This window comes from Bifidobacterium pseudocatenulatum DSM 20438 = JCM 1200 = LMG 10505 (assembly GCF_001025215.1).
In the GTDB taxonomy this organism is placed as follows: domain Bacteria; phylum Actinomycetota; class Actinomycetes; order Actinomycetales; family Bifidobacteriaceae; genus Bifidobacterium; species Bifidobacterium pseudocatenulatum.
In genome coordinates this window covers 267353-287100 of record NZ_AP012330.1, presented here as the reverse complement: position 1 = coordinate 287100, position 19748 = coordinate 267353, and the positions used below count along the sequence as shown (strand labels likewise).

Genomic DNA, 19748 nt, shown 5'->3' with positions numbered 1-19748 from the left:
AAGTTTTTTCTTGCGATTATTGCTGACCGTTATCTGAGATTGGCTCGCTGGGTTCAATGTAGTAGACGGCGGTTTCGCCATAATCGCGCCGATCGGTGATTTCCCAGTTTTCTGGAGCCGTGGGCTCTTCGGAACGGGTGGATCGTTCCAGCATGATCACCGTGTTGCTGGAAGTCAGTTCACGGCTGGCAAGATCGGCGAGCAGATGGTTGCAATCATTCGTTTCGAAGGCGTACGGCGGGTCGATGAACACCATGTCGAACGGTTCAACGGCCGAAGCTGAAGCCGCGTATTTTTCCGCGCGCGCCTTCACCACGCGGGCACTCATGCCATGTTCCCACGAACGGTTATGTTTCAACGCGGTCAGCGTCTGCGCGATCAATGCGGCCGCCGGAGCGGATGATTCCACCGCCACCAGCTCTCGTGCGCCACGGCTCAATGCTTCGATGCCCAAAGCGCCGGTTCCTGCAAACAAATCGAGCACGCGGGCATCGTCCAACACTCCCCATGAATCGAGATGCGAGAAAATCGCCTCTTTGGTGCGATCGGTGGTCGGTCGAGTGCCCGCTTTCGGCGTGGTCAATGCAACGCCTTTGAATCGTCCTGAAATTACGCGCATACGCACCACTCTAGCGTGCCAGGCGATTAATTAATCGCACCAAACTAATTACTGGTCAGGAACGTTTCATTGCCGCGCGTGAAATCAAGCACCGCCCCGGCCAACTGCACATGTTCGAGTAAATCAGGATCCTGAGCGACAAGCCTCGTAGCCTCAACCCGCGCATGCTCAATAATCTTCACATCCTTAACCACACGAAGCAGCTTCAAACCTGACTTTCCGCCAGATTGCGCGTCGCCGAGCACGTCGCCGGCGCCGCGGAATTCCAAATCGGCCTGCGCTATTTCGGCACCATCCAACGTGCCCTGAATCACGTCAAGACGGCGGGCGGCATCACTGTCCGCGGGCGCACGCGAAATCAGGAAAGCCCCCGAATCGGTGCCGCCTCGGCCGACGCGCCCACGCAACTGGTGCAATTGCGAAAGCCCATACCGGTCCGCATCGAAAATCACGATGCAGCTGGCTTTCGCCACGTCCACGCCGACCTCGATCACCGTGGTCGCCACCAGAATCGGCGTTATGCCGGATTCAAAATCGGCCATGACCTGCGATTTTGTGGTGTCATCGTCACGCCCGGTCAACGTGGCGAATCGAATGCCTTTGAACTGCGGCAGCGATTGCAGACGCTCCACGATTTCCGCCACGGAATGCAACGGGGGGCGTTGTGCGCGCCGGTCGTCGTCTTCGCCAAGATCGTAGGCGTCGTCAAAAGCCGCGGCCGACGAACCTGCGGTTTCCGAGCCTGAAGCCGCTGACGCCGCCAGCGCGCCGTCCGCATCTTCGGCATCGGCGTCAATGCGCGGGCAGACCACGTAGGCACGTTCCCCCGCGTCGATGCGCTTGCGAATCAGGGCAAACATTTCACCCATCAACGACGCATTGTCTTCCGGCACCACGAATGTGCGAATCGGCTTGCGGCCGCCGGGAAGTTCGGTCAGCGAGGAAATGTCGAGATCGCCGAACCAGGTCATGGCTGCGGTGCGCGGAATCGGCGTGGCCGTCATGACCAACAGATGAGGCGCCGTAGAACCCTTGGAATTCAACGATTCGCGCTGTTCCACACCGAAGCGGTGCTGTTCGTCGATCACCGCCAAGGTGAGGTTTGGCGCCTGGAAACTCTTGGAAAATGCGGCGTGCGTCGCCACGACGATACAGGGCATGCCCGATGCGGCTGCTGCGAGCACGCGACGACGTTCGGCAAGTCGCATACTTCCCGTGAGAAGAAATACAGGAATCTCCCCATCTTTTGTGCCAAATATATCGTTTCCTTTGCCGGAAAATCCGGTTTCCACATCATCAGATGCGGCCAAATCAAGAAGGTCTGCAAGTTGTACACCTTTATCCACAGCATTATTGTGAATTGTTTTTGCGTCGAATTCCCCATCTTTCGAACTTTGCGCGGACCGTTTATTGCTTCGCCGCGCATTGGCATCATCTAGATTTTTCTGATTATCACTCGAATTTGCGTCGCTTTTTCCCAGTTTGGATACCATTGTGGAAATGCTCGCATAATGCTGTTCGGCAAGAACCTGCGTTGGCGCTACAAGCACGGCCTGGCCGCCTGATCCGACGGCCTGCATCATGGCAGCAACCGCGACCACGGTCTTACCGGAACCGACCTCGCCTTGCAGCAATCGTTGCATGGGGTAATCGTGCGCCATATCGGCGGAAATATCGGCGATGACCTGCTGTTGGCCGTTCGTAAGGGCGAATGGCAGCGACGCGATGAAATCGTCTTTCAACCGCGTTTCAGGGCATGCGGTAGCCTTGGATTTGCGCGATGCATCGCGTGATTTGACGAGCGCGGTCTGGCAGATCAGCGCTTCCTCATATCGCAACGTTTGCAAGGCGTTATCGAAATTCTTGCGATCAACCGGATCATGAATCGCCATGAATGCCTCAGCACGATGCATAAGCCCATATTCCTCACGAAAATCTTCCGGAATAATATCGGGAATAGCATTACCGAGTACTTTAATCTGTATTTCTCGATCAATTTGGGGAATATCAAAATCCCCTTCTTGCGTAGGATTATCTAAGAAATTCCCTGCATTTTGCGTTACCAAATATTCGGCTCCGCGCAACGCATCCATATATTTCAATACCGATTCATGAATATGTTCGCTGGAAATTCGCGAAGTTGCATGATATACCGGTCGTGGACGGCAAACTCGTTTCAGCGCTTCGTCGATCGTTTGCGCATCGTATTTCAGATTGCCGAGAGGCGGATTCGCAGGATCGCCGAAACCGTCGTTCCATTCCCCGTTTTCCGACTGCGATTGCACGGGATTGATGGTGAGCAGGTCGGGATGCGTGAATTGCAGACGATTGTCGTACACGCTTGGCTCGCCTGCGACGACGAGCAGCGCTCCCGCGTGCAGTTTGCGCTGCACCCAGTCAACATACGATTTGCGATACGAAAAGAAGACCAGCGACGCCAACGATTTTGGGGTGTTGCGACGCGCTGCGAAATCGTCGTCCGTGACTGTTGCGATCAGGCGGAAGCCTCGACGTGCCATGGGGAAAACGCGCGTTTCGAGCACATGCGCGGCGAACGCCATTTTCTCCCCGATTTTCGCTTCATGCAGTGAGCGCGCAGGAACCGGATCGGTTACGCGGAACGGATAATAGGTCAGGGCGTCGCCAACTGACACCACACCAAGCGATTTCAGCGCGCCGACTCTGCGGCGGTTGCTCTCGATTGATGAAATCGGTGTTTCCAGTGTGGTGCTCATAACGCACCATTCTCCCCAGTTATGCCGACAGATGCGGCTTCTACCACTGGGTACGACTCAAACCGCCCAAATTCCCCACTCGCTGGAGGAATACGGACGCAAACCAGCCCCTCAGCGGGCAAAAACCTCCACCCACTGGAGAAATCACCCCGTCCACAAGCCCCTTAGCGGGCAAAAAGCTCCAGTCGCTGGAGAAATCAGGACGCAAACCAGCCAACCAATGGGAGTATTCCTCCACCTACTGGAGGAATACGGACGCAAACGCCACTGTAAGCGGGAAGATTTCTCCATCGAGTGGAGAAATCCGAACGCTTAAAGCCCTGGCGGGATCAAGATAAAGCAAAACCCCGGTGACCATTGGTCTACCGGGGTTTCAAGCTGTTATTTCGCGATTCACGCTTCAACGCGCTGAACCTTGCCAGCCTTGATGCACTTGACGCAAACGCGAACGCGAACGTTCTCGCCGTCGATGGTGGTGCGAACCGGCTGCAGGTTCGGGCGGAAGGTGCGCTTATTGCGAATATGTGAGTGCGAAACGGTGAAACCGGTCTGCGGTCCCTTGCCGCACACTGCGCAACGAGCTGCCATAATGGACTCCCTATAATTACTATTGACTTGCAAGTCTGCGCGTTCGATGCCCCGCAACTGAATGCAAGGCAGAACACACAACTTCTCAACTATACAACCAGCCCCAGCCAATCGCAAATTTGTGGATAGCAATCGCCTTAAATTCCCCGGAATGCCGCTGTCTGGTCAACATGCGTCAGGTCGGCAGACAGCACATCCAAACCACCATTTGCCCCGCGCATAGACGCCGCCAGCCAGTCATAGCCCGAGCCGCCAGCCAGTCAAACCGCCCAGCACACCCCACCCGGCGTCGTCGCGCTAGTTCTTCGAACGCCCTTCGGCTCCAAAACGCAGGCTCATCGCAACCGCGCCGATCACATCACCGCCATCGCGCATTCCAAGCATCCAAGCCGCATCCTGAGCCAGTAGCGGGAAACCAGCATCCGTCAGGCAAATCGCGGCGCGGGCAATCGTATCTAACACCTTGCCTTCCGGCGCAACCGGCACGCCGCCGGATCGCAGCGCATCGCACGCATCCCCATATTTCATATCCGGCGAAGGCAATCCCATCTGCCTACTCACTTCTTCGGCCTCATCGCGCGCGGCCGTACGGAATGGCGTGCCGCCGTTGACCATCATCGCATAGCAGGCGAGCGCTTCCGGCAGACGTCCCAACTGCCACAATGCGTAGCCAAGTCGATAGTAGAGTACTTCGCAATCGATAGGCAGCACTGCGATTTTCAACGCGCCGATGAGCACGTCGGCCGCTTTGCCGTATTCGTCGGTTCTTGCGTATACCTGCGATAGTTCCTCGTAGAAACGTACGCTGGTTGGGGCAAGTTTGATGCAGGCGCGCAGCTCACGTTCCGCGCGCTCATAGTCGCCATTGTTTTTGGCGAGTTCCCCAAGATTCTGGTGTACGTCGACTACAGCATCCGGCAGTTTCCAGTAGCGCGTGTGTTCGTCGCCGTCTAGCAGGGAGATGATGAGTCGCACGCCTGGACGGCTGCAGTAGAGCGGAATTTCGCCATTTTCGCCAATTTTCGCTACGCCTGTCTCGTCAGTTCCGCCCGCTTCGCACACCCCACCTGCTTCACCGCTTTCGCCAAGTTGCGCCAACGCGGCTTCCAATTGGAGTTCGGCGACCATGGGGGATCCTTCGTTTTCTTCCATGATCGCGTTCACATCATCGGTGGAAACCGGCGATTCGTCATGCATCACGTCAAGTTCGCAGGCACGGTCGGCACGTAGGAATCCCCGCAATCCTTCAGGCAGCGCACGTTGATCCTGCCATTCGGAAACACGTTTCTCCAAGAATACGGCTGACGTTGCCAGCGGTGTGATTGGCGTCAGGGCACGGTTCCCATCAAAGAAACCCACATAACGCACCGGGCGCAGCAAATTGAGCAGCGCCAGCGGATCGACATCCAACGGAACCACGTCGCATTGTCCGTTTTTCATGGCAGGCAGCGCACCCATCATGAATGGCACGCGATCGAATCCCATGGAAATCACGGGAATGCCGTCAGCATCCCCCACGCAACCGGTCAGATCGACTTGCGTCAGTCGTACGCTTGACGAGAACGCCGCCCACGCAAGCATGCCCGCCAATCGCACGGCATACGCGGAGGCGAATCCGTCGCGATATTGCGACGCAACCGGCATGATCGCCGTGTTCGGTATGCTGAAACGCACTACCATCACGCCGCTGGACGCATCGACGTCAAATCGGTAATGCAAGCGGAAAGGCAATTCGAGATTTTCGCAAACATTGGCGAATCTGGTGCTGATATCCCAATTTCCGCCGCGCGCCCCTTCCGTACCCCTCATTCTACGGAAGTTGTTTTCACCTTCCTGCAGACCGTCGATTGCCACGATCGCACCCGACACGTTTCGCAGATACTGTTGCGATTTCGCAATATAGAAGTTTTCGTCGATGCACGCTTCCGGCATACCTCCGTGCACCGCCCTGCGCGCTTCGTCGTCGGCATAGTCGATGCGGTTAAGCGCCGATTCGACCGCCTGCACAACATTGAATTGTTCATTGGAAAGATCGTTGCCGTTGCAGCGCAGCCAGAATCGTTTCGTCGTGCTCAGTCGGATCACATCAAAATCGTTTTCGGCAGCAATGTCTCGGATGCCCGCAGCACCGGCTTCCACCAAAAGTCGTGCCGCGAATCGTTCGAATGGCGACGCTTGCGCGGAGTTCGTGACGCCACGCCAGATGATCATGTCAAGCGTGTCAGGCAATGGCTGGCTCAATATCGAGCGCAATATTTCAGCGTTCGCACCAAGCATGTCCGGAACTTCCCCACTCATACAGACTCCTCGACTCTTCGCAGAAATATGCCGACGCAACAGCGCGGCGGCAGTCACACACAGCAAACTTAGTTCGTGTTTTCCCAGTATTTTGACACGTTCCAATATACCGTTCTGCGAACGTTTTTCACGACATCAACATACGACATCAACATACAGATGGTGCAATCTACAATCTGCACATGTTCATCTCCGTCATTTCAGTATTCCCAGTATTATTTGCAGCATTTCGATATTTCAGATTTTTTATGTCGATCACACATCAGTCGCAATGTTCATGCAATGTTCATGCGTAACGGCAGAGCGCTCCCCTTACAGCCGCTTAAGATGAACTGTAATATATACAATAGTGAATTGACGGTTTATTCGAAAGAGTCAACAATCATGTCCGAACGCGCAACAGCGCCCGCATCCGCACCTACGTCCGACATGGCCTCAGAGACTGCCCCAGAGCATATGCCGGACCCCAACGCAAAACTTACCACCCGCGAAAAGAAGTGGATCGTCTACGATGTCGGCAATTCCGCATTCGTGATGCTGTCGACCGCAGTCGTGCCAATCTACGCAAACTCGCTGCTGCAGTCCGCCGGCCAATCGAATATCGTGTCGACATGGGGGTACGCGCAGACCATCGCGTCGCTGATCATCGCGGTGATGATGCCTGTGCTTGGATCCATGGCCGACGTGCAGGGCATGAAGGTGAAGTTCTTTACCGGATTCTTCCTGACGGGCGTGGTCGCCTGCTGTGCGATGGCGTTGCCGCTCAGCTGGCTCGTTTTCTTGGTGGTGTGCATTCTCGCCACGGTCGGCCTGAACGGTTCGCTCACGTTCTACGATTCCATGCTGGTCGATATCACGTCGAATGAACGTATGGACCGCGTGTCCTCGCATGGTTTCGCATGGGGCTATATTGGCTCCACGATTCCGTTTATCGCCTGTATCGCGCTGATTTTCGGCGGTCCGTCGTTGCTTGGATGGTCCACGGTGGCATGCACGCGCGCTTCGTTCGTAATCACCGCATTGTGGTGGGTGGCGTTCACCATTCCGCTGCTCACCAGCTATAAGCAGGTGCACTACCGCGCTACCGCGGGTCAGACCGGTGAGGCCATCCGCGGCACATTCGCAGAGCTCGGCTCCACTTTTCGTGCAATCCGCAGGAACAAGCCGTTGTGGATGTTCATGATTGCGTTCTTCTTCTATATAGACGCGGTGAACACGGTGATTTCCATGAGCACCTCATACGGCACGCAGCTGGGCATCGACTCTACGCATCTGGTAATGGCGCTGCTGGTCACGCAGTTCGTGGCATTCCCGAGCGCGATCGCGTATGGCAAGCTTGCCGGTCGTTTCGGCGCGAAAACCATGATCACCACGGCTGTGGTCGCCTATATCTGCATTGTGTTGTTCGCCGCGTTCTTCTTGCGTTCCGCAACGGAATTCTGGATTCTTGCGATTCTCGTAGGCCTGTTCCAAGGCGGTATTCAGGCGTTGTCGCGCTCGTATTACGGCAAGATCATTCCAAAGAATCGTGCCAACGAATATTACGGTTTCTATGATATTTTCGGCAAGACCGCTTCGATTATCGGCACCTTCCTCGTTGCGACCACCACGTCGCTGACCGGCAACGCTTCGGTGGGCGTGCTTTCGATCGCAATCCTGCTGATCGTCGCCCTCATCTTCCTTCTCCTGCAAAAAGACCCCACCCGCAAGTAGCGTAAAGTAACACTTGCTTGCAACTGCGCATGCAAATCCAATCACCAAGACTGATTGATTCTGCATGCGAATTTTGCTGCAATAGTGAAGCTTTCTCTTGGCAACAAGGAAGGCTCCAAGCCGCCGGGGGCATTCCCCGGCATCTTCATATTCACCGAAAGAAACGTTGGCAGAGCTGCCTTCATGCCGTATTTCCGATGTCGCCTTACGTCTGAAAAGTCGCGCATGGCAAGAGTCGGCCGCATAGTAATCGCAATTGCGATTTTTTCACTGAAGAAAGCAAGTTTGGCGCGAAAATCAGAAGAAATTGAGGGCACGTGCCACTTCGTCGACGATGTCGAGCATGGCGCTGCGTGCACGTTCAGGCTCCCCCTTGGCGATCGCGTCGGCTACGGCATCATGCGCGTCAAGTGCGTCGGACTTCGGCTTCATCGGGTATTTGCCGAGTTCCACGCGACCACGCAGCACGGTGGCGATGGTGTCGGAAAGCGCGGCGAACAGCTCATTGCCGCTTTCATGCAGAATCAGCGTATGGAATTCCACGTCAAGATCATGGAATTGCGCAAGCCCGGCTTCGCCTTCCTCGTTGGCTTCGGCGATCTGCCGCATTCGCGCCGCATACACGGGGAATTTCGCCTTGACGTCGAGGGGGGCAAGACGTGCGGCGGAAGCTGCTGCAGCCGGTTCGACGGCCAGTCGCAGCTCAGTGAGGGATGACAGCTGCCGTTCGCGTTGCGTGGAGTGGAGACGCCATTCGATCACCTGATGGTTGAGCGCCTGCCATTCGCCGAATGGACGTGCAACAAGTCCGATGCGACGTTTGACGAGTACCGCATTCATGGATTCCAGTGTTTTCGCGACTTCTCGCGCCACGGTTCTGGAAATACCGAAACGACTTTGCAAGGCTTCCAACGTAAGGCTTTCGCCAGCCTTCCACACGCCGTCAAGCATTTCGATGGCGAGCGTTCGACTCACCGAATCCTGCATCAGCTCACCGACGGTATTTTCTGCGATTACCGTGCCTTCAGCCATCGATCGCTCCTCCCTTGTCCACTTCACACCATGCCTGCTTTGTTTCACGGTATGTTTCACGTATTCTGCGACACGCACGGCAATCACCAATCGCAGATGATTGCGTATCTGCGATTGCGTGATTTACCGCCATTTTGCACTATCTTCAGCATAGCAAGTCACACGATTTTTCCAATTCATAGTACTTTTTATTTGACTGATACTACTTTTACGGTTTATAGTAGTCTTATTCCTGGTGCGGAGCGGCACAGGATCGTCAATAGCAAGGAGAGCAACATGAGCATTCACGTAGTGGTGATGGGCGTTGCAGGATGCGGCAAATCCACCGTCGCAGAAGCCATCCATGAACGACTCGGATACGTGTACGCGGAAGGCGACGACTTCCACCCGCAGGCAAATATCGACAAAATGTCAGCCGGCATTCCACTCACCGATGAGGACCGCTGGCCATGGCTGAACGTCATCAACTCCTGGATGGTGGCACGCGAGGCGCTCGGCGAAAACACCGTGGTGTCCAGCTCCGCGTTAAAGCGCAGCTACCGCGAGGTACTCGCCAAAGACGTGCCCACATTCTTCATTCACCTCAACGGCAGCCACAAGCTCATTCAGCAGAGGCTCAGCGAACGCAAGGGCCATTTCATGCCGCCCGCGCTACTACCAAGCCAGTTCGCCATTCTTGAGCCGCTTGCCCCCGAAGAGAACGGCGTGGAAATCTCCATCGAAGGCAGCGTCGACGAAATGGTCGACCGTGCCATCAAAGCGCTGAACGCCTACGCGACAACCGTAGCCGCGACGGTAGCCGCCCAAACCGCAACCCAGGCCGCCTAACCCACCATTCCCCAGTCCGCATGTGTCCGATTCGGCAGAAACGGACAGACAAAACCCAAAACCGGTGCATGTTTGTCCGATTCCACAGAAACGGACAAACAGGACCCAAAAACAGCAGCCCAACTGTCCGATTCACCGGAAACGGACATGTACGCACCCAAAATGGGCTTCCATATGTCCGAATCTCCAGAATCGGACAAATCTAGCAAGCCAACCCCATGAATCGAGGAGGATTCATGAACCTTATTGCTGCGGCGATCATCGGCATCGCCATCATCGTTCTCCTTATCGCGGTATGCAAAGTGCATCCGTTCCTTTCCCTGCTTGCCGGCTCATTCGCGATGGCCGTGTGCGCGGGCGTGGAATACGACAAGGCATTCGACAGTTTCACGTCCGGCGTCGGTTCCACCATCGCCAACGTCGGCCTGCTTATCGCATTCGGCTCGATCATCGGCACGATCCTGTTCAAGTCGGGCGGCGCCGACACCATCGTCGACACCATCATGTCCAAGACGCCGTTGCAGCGTCTGCCGTGGGCCATGGCACTGATCGCGTTCATCGTCGGCATTCCGATGTTCTTCGAAGTCGGCGTGGTCATTCTCATTCCGGTGGTGCTCTTCGCCGCCCGCCGCGCCAAAGCTCCGGTCGTACTGCTGGGCATTCCAGCCCTCGCAGGCCTGTCCACCCTGCACGCATTCGTGCCGCCGCACCCCGGCCCGCTGACCGCCATCGGCGCACTGAACGCAAACCTTGGCATCACCCTGGCGCTCGGCCTGATCGTCGCCATTCCGACCGTGATCATCTCCGGCCCGCTGTTCGGCAAGCTCGCCGCCAAGTGGGTGCCGATCGCGGCCCCAGAAAACACTGCTGAGGCAGAAGCCCCGAAATCCGCGGAAAACCGCCCGTCTTTCACTTCCGCAATCGCCGTCATCCTGCTGCCGGTCGTGCTTATGCTCGCATCTTCCATCGTGGATCTGACCGGCCAGAGCGAAACCGTGTGGGGACGCGCGCTCGCCTTCATCGGCACTCCGCTGGTGGCTCTGCTCATCACCACGATTTTCGCGATGGTTGTGCTCGGCTACATGCAGAAGTTCACTCGCGACGCGGTCAATGGCATGGTCGGGCAGTCGTTCAGCTCCGTCGCCGGCATTATTCTGATCGTCGCCGCCGGCGGTGGTTTCAAGCAGACGCTTGTCGATTCCGGCATTGGCGACGTGATCGCCAATTCGATCACCGAATCCGCCATGAATCCGCTGATCGCAGGCTGGCTGGTCGCCGTGCTCATCCGCCTGGCAACCGGCTCCGCAACCGTCGCCACCGTCACCGCATCCGGCATTATGGTGCCGCTCGCCACCGGCATGAGCCCGACGCATCTGGCGATGCTGGTGCTCGCCATCGGCGCAGGTTCCGTATTCTTCTCGCACCTGAATGATGCAGGATTCTGGCTGGTCAAGGAATACTTCGGTATGACCGTCGGTCAGACATTGAAGACCTGGTCGCTGATGGAAACGATTCTGTCGGTCACCGGCTTGGGTTGCGTCATGCTGCTTTCGCTGGTGCTTTGACGCAACACTTCGCACACGAATTGCGATTGCGATTCGCGCGCATCATATCTGAAAAAACATATCTGAAATACAAAAAACTTGCCGTCCATTCGTTTTCCGCATCTTCTTTTCTGCGTTGCGGAAGATGCTGAAAGCGGGTGGATGGCACCAATCCCAATCAAATTCCATATCAAACAAAACCGTAGAAAGAAGAACATCATGCAGCTGGCAATGATCGGTCTGGGCCGAATGGGTGGCAATATGGCGAAGCGCATCGCGGCGGCCGGGCACGAGGTGGTCGGATATGACCGCTCCCCCGAATCGGATCGCACCGTGGCAAGCCTCGAAGAGATGGTGGCAGCGCTCACCGCGCCGCGCATCGTGTGGGTGATGGTGCCCGCAGGCGAGGCGACCGACAGCACCATCAACGAATTGGCGGAGCTGCTGGAACCCGGCGACATGATCATCGATGGCGGCAATTCCCGTTACACCGATGACGCGCGCCACGCGGCCGAACTTGAGCCGAGGGGCATCCATTTCATGGATTGCGGTGTTTCCGGCGGCGTATGGGGCATTGACCGCGGATACGCGCTTATGGTGGGCGGCAGCGAAGAGGATTTCGAACGCGCTCGCCCGATTTTCGAAGCGCTCAAGCCTGAAGGCGATTCCGGACTGGTGCTCGCAGGCCCGGTCGGCGGCGGCCATTTCGCCAAAATGGTGCACAACGGCATCGAATACGGCATGATGCAGGCGTTCGGCGAGGGTTTCGCCACTATGGTGAAGTCCGATCTCATCAAGGATCCGGCGGCCGTGATGACTTCATGGCGAGACGGTTCCGTGGTACAGTCCTGGCTGTTGGATTTGCTGGCGATCGCGTTCAAGTCCGATCCGACGCTGGAATCCATGCCGCCGGTGGCCAACGAATCCGGCGAGGCGAAGTGGATGATCGAGGCTGCGCTCGAACTGGGCGTGCCGACACCCTCCACCGCGGCCGCGCTGTATGCCCGCCAGACTTCCCGCGGCGGCGCGGACGACATTCTGCGCGTCGTCTCCACCATGCGCGCCCAGTTCGGCGGCCACGTCACCAAGATCGACGAAATCGCCACCCACTGAGAGTGCTTTGAATGTCCGATTCCACAGAAACGGACAAACAGAACCCAAAAACAGCAGCCCAACTGTCCGATTCACCGGAAACGGACATCCAAACACCAAAAACCAGCCTATGAACGTCCGATTCTGCAGAAACGGACACTCCACACAGCTTAAGAACGCCTATCTCGCTTATATATGGCAGACGTCCTCAGCAAAACAGCACTTCGGGGGTACGTTTTTGGCTGTTTTAGCCAACCGACCTGCCATATATAAGCGAGATAGCTCCGGACAGGGGTGTGTTTCTGCCATATATAAGGCAGATACACACCCCTTTGGCTTATTTGCGTCCGAATTCCTCCAGCGAGCGCACACAGGGCTCAGCGGCCGTAGACTTCGTGCACGAACTTTTCGAATGCGGCGATGGAACGCTCCACCTTTTCCGTATCGATGCAGTACGCCATACGGAAGTAGCCGGGCACGCCGAAACTGTCGGATGGCACGAGAATCAGGTCGTAATCCTTGGCCTTCATGCAGAACGCATTCGCATCATCCTCAAGCGCCTTCGGGAAGATGTAGAACGTGCCTCCCGGGCGCACCACGTCGAATCCGAGGCGCACCAGCGCGTCATACAAGAGGTTCATGTTCTTCTCGTACACGGAAAGATCGCTGGTTTCGTCCACCACCTTGGCCACGGCCAGCTGCACGCTGGATCCTGGGCAGTTGTGGCCGGTTCCGCGGCTGATCTGCCCGCACATCGGCACGATCAGTTCGGCATCGGTAGCGCGCGGGTTCACCGCCACGTAGCCGATGCGCTCGCCCGGCAGCGACAGCGACTTGGAGTACGAGTAGCACGAGAGCGTGTTGTCGTAGAACTTGCTCGGGTACGGCTGCACACCCCCATCGAACACGATTTCACGGTATGGTTCGTCGGAAATCAGGAAGATGTCGTGCCCGTATTCGACCTGCTTGGCGCGCAGGATTTCAGCCAGTCGGGTCAGCGTTTCGGCGGAATAGACGGCTCCGGAAGGATTGTTCGGCGTGTTGATGAGCACCGCCGCGGTTCCCGGGTTCAGCGCATGTTCGAACGCTTCGAAGTTGATTTGGAAGTTTTCGGTGTCGGCCGGCACCACGGTCAGGTGCGCGCCGGTTCCGTTGACATACGGCTGGTACTCAGGGAAGTAGGGGGCAAAGGTGATGACTTCGTCTCCAGGCTTGGTCACCACGCGCAGTGCGTGGGCCAGCGCACCGGCCGCACCCGTGGTCGGGAAGATGTAGTCGGTCGTATAGTCCATGTCGAAACGGCGGTTGAGGCTTTCCGCAATGGCCGTGCGCACCGAGGTAATGCCCAGCGACGGCGAGTATCCGTGCAACGCGACCGGTTCCGCCTCTTGGTACAGGGCGATCATTTCGTCGGTGAAGCTTTGCGGGCAGGGCACGCTCGGATTGCCCAACGAATAGTCGAACACGTTCTCGTAGCCGATTTCGGCACCGCGCGCGGTCGCGTATTCGCTCAGCTCGCGGATCACGGATTTTCCGCCGAGCATGGCCTTGTAAGCTTCGTTGATCATGGACAACCTCCCCGTCGTTCGTTCATTTCGCACGTTCGCGTTTTTCCACGGAACAATCCGCGGAAAAACGCCGCTATATCGTTTCTACCACTGGATTATCACAGCCGGCTTTCGACGGTCACTTGGTAGACGGCGGCTGCTGTTGCGAAATCGCCATGCCGGGTACGAATCCTTCGCTGAAGATCCTGCGCCAGTATTCGAGCATGTCCGCTTTCGACATTGACATGAACATGCCCGCCGCGAGTACGGCGACGTCCTCGTTGAATACGGTGTCGAGCGGCAGTTTTTCATGCAGTTTCGGCCAGCGCTGCAGTACGGCCAGCATGCCTCCGACGGTGAAATCGAGCATGAGATCGGTTTTCAGATCGAGGTTGTCGGCATCCAGTCCAAGTACGGAAATCATGGTGAGTCGCCCGAATTCCTTGAGTGACGAAACGAGTTCCGGCGAGCTGTGCGGACCTGCCAGCAAGGCCAATCGGTCGAGACGCTGACGCTGTTCGGGATCGCGCAGCAACGCGGTGACGTGCTTGCGCCATTCGGTGTCAGGATTGAAATCCCGCCCTGGCACGCCCGGCATTGGCGTGTCTTCGACGGCGTGCAGAATGGCGGAGTCGGCCAATTCCGGCAGTCCGGAGAAATGATAGTAGAAGGAATTGCGATTCACGTCGGCCGTGCGCACGATGTCGGTGACGGTGATTTTGTTGTACTCGCGTTCCGAAAGCAGCTCCCAGAAGGCGTTTTCGAGACGATCTTTTGCTGGCAGGATTTCCGAATCCCTACGTGGTCGTGGCATCAGTACCCCCTAATAATTAGTCATGTTGCCTCATAACCACGTTTTATTGTACAAGTTGTCTAGACCGAATTTCGGCAAATGTCGTATACGAATTCACGCTTACAACACAAGTACGCTACGCGAACAGTGCCCGCCCACGTTCGCACAGTACTCACGCCTCATTCGCGCTTCACTTTCGCTGAACTTTCGGATTGCGAGCGAGCGCCGCCTGCAACAGAATCACCAACGCCTGATTGATGTTGCGCCGATCCGCACTGCTCAAGCCAACATATGTGCCGAGCATTTCAGGAATCACTTTCGGACCGGCCGCCACGATCGCAGAAATACTGCCCGCCCCGGAAGCCTCAAGCACGGAGAACAGCGCGTCGACCGCATGCTCACGCTGTTCTTTGGAAAGTCCCGCAAGCCAGCCGTTCAGCGACTTGTTGAACACCACCGAACTGTCGGCCACATCTTCGGCCTTGGCGAATTCACCCCCGTGCATCTGCCACGAGAAGGCGAAATGCTGCATGATGCCGTCCACGTCGGATTTCACCACCACGCAACGTTCGGGGGTTTCAAACACCATGCCCACCACCGAGGAGTCCGGCACGATTTTCACAATGCGGTCGCTCACGCTCGCATATTCGAAACTTTTCACCACTTCTTCGGGGAAACCCGGCCCGTCGAGCGAGTAAATGCGTTCAACGCGGTCCTTGATCTCGTCTTCGGCGTTCATGGCCGCATATACGGCCAGATTACCACCTTTGGAGTGACCGGTCAGCAGTATCGGCCCATCCCACAGCGAGGCGACTTTTTTCAGGTATTCAGCTGCGGAAACCTGTGCTGGAACCGGGTATTGGAAGGCCATGTTGAAGTCTTCCTTCCATCCGACCAGCGAATCATCAGTACCCCGAAACGCCACAACCAGCGTTCCCGACGGCAGCCGGAAAGTCACTGCCGCGAACTGCGTTTGCGCACCACCATCGAACTGCTCGCAATACGCGCTCATCTCAACGTCGGAAAACCGCGGATTCGCCGCCACAGCATGGTAGAAGTCGTGCGTCACCTGCGGATCGACCAATCCCACGTTCTCCACATCATGGTCGGCCACGGGCTTGTCGTGGTTCAGCTCGTCATCGGCACGCGCAATCGTCACGCCGCCAAACGGGGGCTTGCGCAGCATACGCAACGATGCGATCGGACGCCGAATATCGAATTGCTTCGCACGCGCCTGCAACGTACCGTATTTCGCTACCAAATCGTCCAATCGCAGCACGCATTCCGGTACTTCGTCGTACGAAAGCTGCGCCAACACCAATGCGTCGGCCTCGCGGAACGGCAATGCCTCGAAACTGCGCGTTTCCGTGCGCGCATAGTCAATAATATTGCCCATCACGCATCCCCCTCCTTGTCGTTGCGCAGTTCCCCGACAGCGACTTTCGCCGCACTGGCTGGAATCGCCTTGAACACGTCTTTGATGAGTTCGCGCGTTTGCACGTCGGTACCTCTGGCGGCTGCCACGATTTTCGGCAGCGAATCCGTCCAATGCGCCACCAGATCAGCGATATTACCGTACCCCGCGGCTGCGAAGATGTCGTATATCTGGTTGATGGCCCGTTCCCGTTGTTCCTGGCTTACGCGGTCGAACCATCCGTCAATGGTTTTGCCGATGAGTTGCGCACCGCCTGTCAGCTCGCTTGCCTGCTCGAATTCGCCGGATTGCGTCACTTGCCAGCTTGATCCCATATGCTGCAGAATGCTTATGGCGTCGGCTTTGACGAAGGTTGGTTTGATTTGCGATTGCAACAGCATGCCGATAATGGAGGATTCCGGCACGGTTTTGTCGATTCGTGCCGCGATTGCCTGATATGCGCGGCTATGCACCATGACTTGAGACATTCCAGGACCGTCATGCGAGAAGATGCGGGAGATTCTGCAGTTGCGTCCCGGCACGCTTCCTCCGAGCGCCGGCAGCAGTCCGAGCCGTTGCGCGCGTTCGTCGGTCGCTTCAATATCGCTTTGCGTGATTTGCATGGCCGCATATACCGCCATATTGCCGCCTTTGGAATGCCCGCCGATCATAATGTCGGGTGATTTTTTCGCCGAGAGGAAACGTTCCGTCCTGTCCAGAATCGAGTCCGCATATCGATATGCCGATTCTTGCGACGGCACTGGGCAGCGCACCGCCATATTAAAATCCTCTTTCCAACCGACGAGCGTGCCGTCAGTGCCACGGAACGCAACATATAAGCCGAAATCGGCACCCAAATCGAAGGTCATCGCAGCGAATTGCTGCTGCTCGCCCTCATCCAAACGTTCGTCATACTCCCCCACCCGCAACCCGCGGAATCGCGGCGATTCGCAAACCGCGCGCAGCAACGAAAGCCGATAATCATTCATTTCAGAGGAATTCGAAACAAACATCTCATCGTAGCTTTCGGCGCGCAGCAAGTCACGGATCGGCACGGTCGCCACCGACTTGGCCTCGCCGAATGCTGGAACCAAGCCCGGCAATCGCATGTAGGAAAGCTCGGAAAGCACCAAGGAATCGACATTGCTGAACGCCAATTCGCCAAACCCGCGGAACTCGCGGCGCACATAATCCACAACATTGCCCATGCCTCAACTTTAGTCCGTTCACGGCTCCGGACACATGTCACCACGCGCATTCCCACATGTTCTCGCGCACGCCCCCGCACACCCACGCTCAAACCGACTCAGCCACGCACTGTAGGATATGTGCGAACACAAGTTGCGAACACGCATCGCAGACGCAGCGAACGCAAGTCGCGCGCACCAGTAATGCATGCGAATCAAACTTATGAAGGGACGCTTCAGAACACTATGGAACCGATTGGAATCGTTGTGGATTGGCTGAAAACCAATTCCGGAAAAATCATTCTGCTCATTGTCGTTGCACTGCTTGCGGCCGTTATCGACAAGGCGCTTACCCGAATCGTGAGTAAAGTGCTGGACCGTTCGCAAGTGCCGAACGCTTCGATTTTCATCAATATTCTGCGCGCGGTGGTGTGGACGTTGGCTGTGGGCACTGTGCTGCAGCCGGTGTTCGGCATTAATCCGACCACGATTTTCACCGCGCTCGGCATTGGTGGTCTTGCGGTGTCGCTCGGTATGAAAGATACGATCGCGAACATCATCGGCGGTTTCGGTCTGATGCTTGGCCGTGTAATCCAGCCGGGCGATCTGGTGAATGTGGCGGGCACCGATGGCGTGGTCGAAGATATCAACTGGCGTCAGACCGTAGTGCGCGAGCGCAATGGCAACATCAAGATCATTCCGAATTCGATTCTGAACACCGCGTCACTGGAAAAACTCAATCCGTCCAACGAAATGCTGGTTCGTGTGCCGTTTACCGCCAAGGCCGGTACCGACATCGACGAGATGACCCGTCAGGTGGTTCAGGCCGTGCAGCGCGATACCGCCGATTTGGCCGATCCGCGCTTCCCTCCGAAAGTAAGACTGACCGGCTACTCCCCTTACGGCATCAATGTCGAAGTGTGCGCGTACGCCAAGCCGGAATCGTTGCTTCCCGACATGATCAACGCCGTGGCACGTTCCATCGCCAATGCTGATTTTCTTGAGAATCGCGCCATTAACAAAGAATCGTAATATCCTCGCGAACATAAGAAATCGCGGTTGACCCATATATATAAAGTGCCGCATGCAGTAGTCCACATGCGGCACTTTTTTATACTGAAATTATTGCATCATTAGATTGATTGACGTAATAATAACCGTCACTACAATGTAAGTAACTACACCGACGTTCAGTATTGCCGTGCTCGTGCGAACGCCGCGAGGCAGTTCTTCCGGTGCGGTATAGAATTCAAAGTTCTTGCGATTGCGGATAAGCAACACTATGCCCGCGATGATCAGACCGTAATATAGCAGCATATAGATGCCGAATATCATCATTCCCGTCGCATTCTGGCCCATCCACTGCATCATGGCCGTTCCGTCGCCGTTTTCCGCACTGGTCAGCACGTTCATCAGACTGTCGATGTCAATGTTCGTCACCACCCACGGCGCAACCACGCCACCCATGAAGTTGACGATCATGTGCATGGCCACCGAATAACGCAGTTTGCTGGTGCGCACGTACACGTAGCCGAACATAAGACCCAATGCGAATGCGTAGAAGAACTGGAACAGGTTCATGTGCACCAGAGCAAAGAACAGCGCGGAGAACACGATCGCGGTTTTTTCGCCGTATTTGCGCGTGCGGCTGATGAGTTCCTTGCGGAAGATCCATTCTTCGAACAACGGTCCGAGAATTACGAGGAACACCACGTTCCACACGTCGAATTGCATGGCCAGATCGCTCACCGAATTGCTGGCTTTGCCTCCGGACAGCAGCGACGCCAACATATTGCCGATGAGACTGCCCACATACATGAGCGGGAAGCACATGACCAGCAGTTTGAAGAATTGGCCCGGCTTCATGTCGAACTTGCGTGTTTCAATGACCGACGATTTGCCCATAATCAGTACCGCGAGCGGCATGGCCACGAGATACAAAGGGGTATCCGATGCCACATACACCGCCCAATTCGGCAGATTCGTGGTGTGCAGTACCTGATAGAGCATGCCGGAAAGCACCGTTGCAAGCGCATACCAGATCACCACCATCAGGCACATGCCTGCGCCGATGCGGGAGAACACGCTTTTCACGCGCCTGAGCCACAGTTCGTAGGGATTGGCTTGTGGCTGCGGATACTGCGGTTGTTGCTGATATTGGGATGGCTGTTGTGGATTCTGCTGCGTATGCGGTTGTTGCGGCCGCTGCGGATATTGGGGGTACTGCGGAAACGTCATATTTGCCTTTGCGACGACGTGCACGGGGTGCATATACGAAAATGCTGATATTCAGCACCTTAGTACAGGAATGCTGAATATCAGCTTACAATCTCATGACCGTCGTCATGGGCGTCCGCA

15 protein-coding genes are annotated in these 19748 nt (G+C 56.4%); 5 read left to right on the top strand and 10 right to left on the bottom strand.

Annotated elements, in window-relative coordinates:
- Window positions 1-16 precede the first annotated feature (16 nt).
- The 4 genes from rsmD to BBPC_RS01055 all read right to left on the bottom strand — a co-directional run bounded on the left by rsmD (window position 17) and on the right by BBPC_RS01055 (window position 6240).
- A complete protein-coding gene (rsmD, locus tag BBPC_RS01070) occupies window positions 17-619 on the bottom strand; it encodes a 16S rRNA (guanine(966)-N(2))-methyltransferase RsmD (protein ID WP_004220192.1) in 603 nt (200 codons plus the stop codon).
- 44 nt (window positions 620-663) lie between these two features.
- The gene (locus BBPC_RS01065) at window positions 664-3354 is read right to left on the bottom strand and encodes an ATP-dependent DNA helicase RecG (protein ID WP_004220193.1); all 2691 of its coding nucleotides are present in this window, start codon (window positions 3352-3354) and stop codon (window positions 664-666) included.
- Window positions 3355-3747: 393 nt separating this feature from the next.
- The gene (gene rpmB, locus BBPC_RS01060) at window positions 3748-3942 is read right to left on the bottom strand and encodes a 50S ribosomal protein L28 (protein WP_003807649.1); all 195 of its coding nucleotides are present in this window, start codon (window positions 3940-3942) and stop codon (window positions 3748-3750) included.
- 297 nt (window positions 3943-4239) lie between these two features.
- On the bottom strand, window positions 4240-6240 hold the full coding sequence (locus BBPC_RS01055; protein ID WP_004220194.1) for a tetratricopeptide repeat protein: 2001 nt from the start codon (window positions 6238-6240) through the stop codon (window positions 4240-4242).
- A gap of 429 nt (window positions 6241-6669) precedes the next feature.
- Here BBPC_RS01055 and BBPC_RS01050 point away from each other — a divergent pair, with 429 nt between their 5' ends.
- Complete coding sequence (locus BBPC_RS01050) at window positions 6670-7953, top strand: MFS transporter (RefSeq protein ID WP_033524238.1); 1284 nt, start codon at window positions 6670-6672, stop codon at window positions 7951-7953.
- 297 nt (window positions 7954-8250) lie between these two features.
- Here the strand turns inward: BBPC_RS01050 and BBPC_RS01045 are convergent, their stop codons facing one another.
- Window positions 8251-8985: a FadR/GntR family transcriptional regulator gene (locus BBPC_RS01045; RefSeq protein WP_004220198.1), complete on the bottom strand. Its 735-nt coding sequence runs from the start codon at window positions 8983-8985 to the stop codon at window positions 8251-8253.
- Between the two features lie 276 nt (window positions 8986-9261).
- On the opposite strand from BBPC_RS01045, the gene BBPC_RS01040 reads away from it, so the two are divergent.
- The 3 genes from BBPC_RS01040 (at window position 9262) to gnd (ending at window position 12470) form a co-directional block, all read left to right on the top strand.
- A complete protein-coding gene (locus BBPC_RS01040) occupies window positions 9262-9813 on the top strand; it encodes a gluconokinase (protein WP_033524195.1) in 552 nt (183 codons plus the stop codon).
- 236 nt (window positions 9814-10049) lie between these two features.
- Window positions 10050-11378: a GntP family permease gene (locus BBPC_RS01035; protein WP_004220202.1), complete on the top strand. Its 1329-nt coding sequence runs from the start codon at window positions 10050-10052 to the stop codon at window positions 11376-11378.
- A gap of 198 nt (window positions 11379-11576) precedes the next feature.
- Window positions 11577-12470, top strand: coding sequence for a phosphogluconate dehydrogenase (NAD(+)-dependent, decarboxylating) (gene gnd, locus BBPC_RS01030; RefSeq protein ID WP_033524194.1), 894 nt, complete (start codon window positions 11577-11579; stop codon window positions 12468-12470).
- Window positions 12471-12826: 356 nt separating this feature from the next.
- Here the strand turns inward: gnd and BBPC_RS01025 are convergent, their stop codons facing one another.
- The 4 genes from BBPC_RS01025 to BBPC_RS01010 all read right to left on the bottom strand — a co-directional run bounded on the left by BBPC_RS01025 (window position 12827) and on the right by BBPC_RS01010 (window position 17411).
- On the bottom strand, window positions 12827-14017 hold the full coding sequence (locus BBPC_RS01025; RefSeq protein ID WP_004220205.1) for a pyridoxal phosphate-dependent aminotransferase: 1191 nt from the start codon (window positions 14015-14017) through the stop codon (window positions 12827-12829).
- A gap of 118 nt (window positions 14018-14135) precedes the next feature.
- The gene (locus tag BBPC_RS01020) at window positions 14136-14810 is read right to left on the bottom strand and encodes a TetR/AcrR family transcriptional regulator (protein WP_004220206.1); all 675 of its coding nucleotides are present in this window, start codon (window positions 14808-14810) and stop codon (window positions 14136-14138) included.
- A gap of 169 nt (window positions 14811-14979) precedes the next feature.
- Entirely contained in the window at window positions 14980-16185 is a 1206-nt protein-coding gene (locus tag BBPC_RS01015) for a DUF2974 domain-containing protein (RefSeq protein WP_004220207.1), read from the bottom strand.
- Window positions 16185-17411 carry an Mbeg1-like protein gene (locus BBPC_RS01010; RefSeq protein ID WP_004220209.1) on the bottom strand — a complete coding sequence of 409 codons (1227 nt, stop codon included), beginning with the start codon at window positions 17409-17411 and terminating at the stop codon, window positions 16185-16187. The genes BBPC_RS01015 and BBPC_RS01010 overlap by 1 nt, the downstream gene beginning before the upstream one ends.
- A 225-nt stretch (window positions 17412-17636) precedes the next feature.
- Between BBPC_RS01010 and BBPC_RS01005 the strand changes: the two genes are divergently transcribed.
- Window positions 17637-18422, top strand: coding sequence for a mechanosensitive ion channel family protein (locus BBPC_RS01005; RefSeq protein ID WP_022244603.1), 786 nt, complete (start codon window positions 17637-17639; stop codon window positions 18420-18422).
- Window positions 18423-18512: 90 nt separating this feature from the next.
- On the opposite strand, the gene BBPC_RS01000 is transcribed toward BBPC_RS01005, so the two are convergent.
- Window positions 18513-19628: a CPBP family intramembrane glutamic endopeptidase gene (locus BBPC_RS01000; protein ID WP_022244602.1), complete on the bottom strand. Its 1116-nt coding sequence runs from the start codon at window positions 19626-19628 to the stop codon at window positions 18513-18515.
- Window positions 19629-19748: the final 120 nt, after the last annotated feature.

Excerpts from the sequence above, each read along its gene's own strand:
- rsmD (WP_004220192.1), bottom strand. The coding sequence starts at position 619 with ATGCGCGTAATTTCAGGACGATTCAAAGGCGTTGCATTGACCACGCCG.
- BBPC_RS01065 (WP_004220193.1), bottom strand. The coding sequence starts at position 3,354 with ATGAGCACCACACTGGAAACACCGATTTCATCAATCGAGAGCAACCGC.
- rpmB (WP_003807649.1), bottom strand. The coding sequence starts at position 3,942 with ATGGCAGCTCGTTGCGCAGTGTGCGGCAAGGGACCGCAGACCGGTTTC.
- BBPC_RS01055 (WP_004220194.1), bottom strand. The coding sequence starts at position 6,240 with ATGAGTGGGGAAGTTCCGGACATGCTTGGTGCGAACGCTGAAATATTG.
- BBPC_RS01050 (WP_033524238.1), top strand. The coding sequence starts at position 6,670 with ATGGCCTCAGAGACTGCCCCAGAGCATATGCCGGACCCCAACGCAAAA.
- BBPC_RS01045 (WP_004220198.1), bottom strand. The coding sequence starts at position 8,985 with ATGGCTGAAGGCACGGTAATCGCAGAAAATACCGTCGGTGAGCTGATG.
- BBPC_RS01040 (WP_033524195.1), top strand. The coding sequence starts at position 9,262 with ATGAGCATTCACGTAGTGGTGATGGGCGTTGCAGGATGCGGCAAATCC.
- BBPC_RS01035 (WP_004220202.1), top strand. The coding sequence starts at position 10,050 with ATGAACCTTATTGCTGCGGCGATCATCGGCATCGCCATCATCGTTCTC.
- gnd (WP_033524194.1), top strand. The coding sequence starts at position 11,577 with ATGCAGCTGGCAATGATCGGTCTGGGCCGAATGGGTGGCAATATGGCG.
- BBPC_RS01025 (WP_004220205.1), bottom strand. The coding sequence starts at position 14,017 with ATGATCAACGAAGCTTACAAGGCCATGCTCGGCGGAAAATCCGTGATC.
- BBPC_RS01020 (WP_004220206.1), bottom strand. The coding sequence starts at position 14,810 with ATGCCACGACCACGTAGGGATTCGGAAATCCTGCCAGCAAAAGATCGT.
- BBPC_RS01015 (WP_004220207.1), bottom strand. The coding sequence starts at position 16,185 with ATGGGCAATATTATTGACTATGCGCGCACGGAAACGCGCAGTTTCGAG.
- BBPC_RS01010 (WP_004220209.1), bottom strand. The coding sequence starts at position 17,411 with ATGGGCAATGTTGTGGATTATGTGCGCCGCGAGTTCCGCGGGTTTGGC.
- BBPC_RS01005 (WP_022244603.1), top strand. The coding sequence starts at position 17,637 with ATGGAACCGATTGGAATCGTTGTGGATTGGCTGAAAACCAATTCCGGA.
- BBPC_RS01000 (WP_022244602.1), bottom strand. The coding sequence starts at position 19,628 with ATGACGTTTCCGCAGTACCCCCAATATCCGCAGCGGCCGCAACAACCG.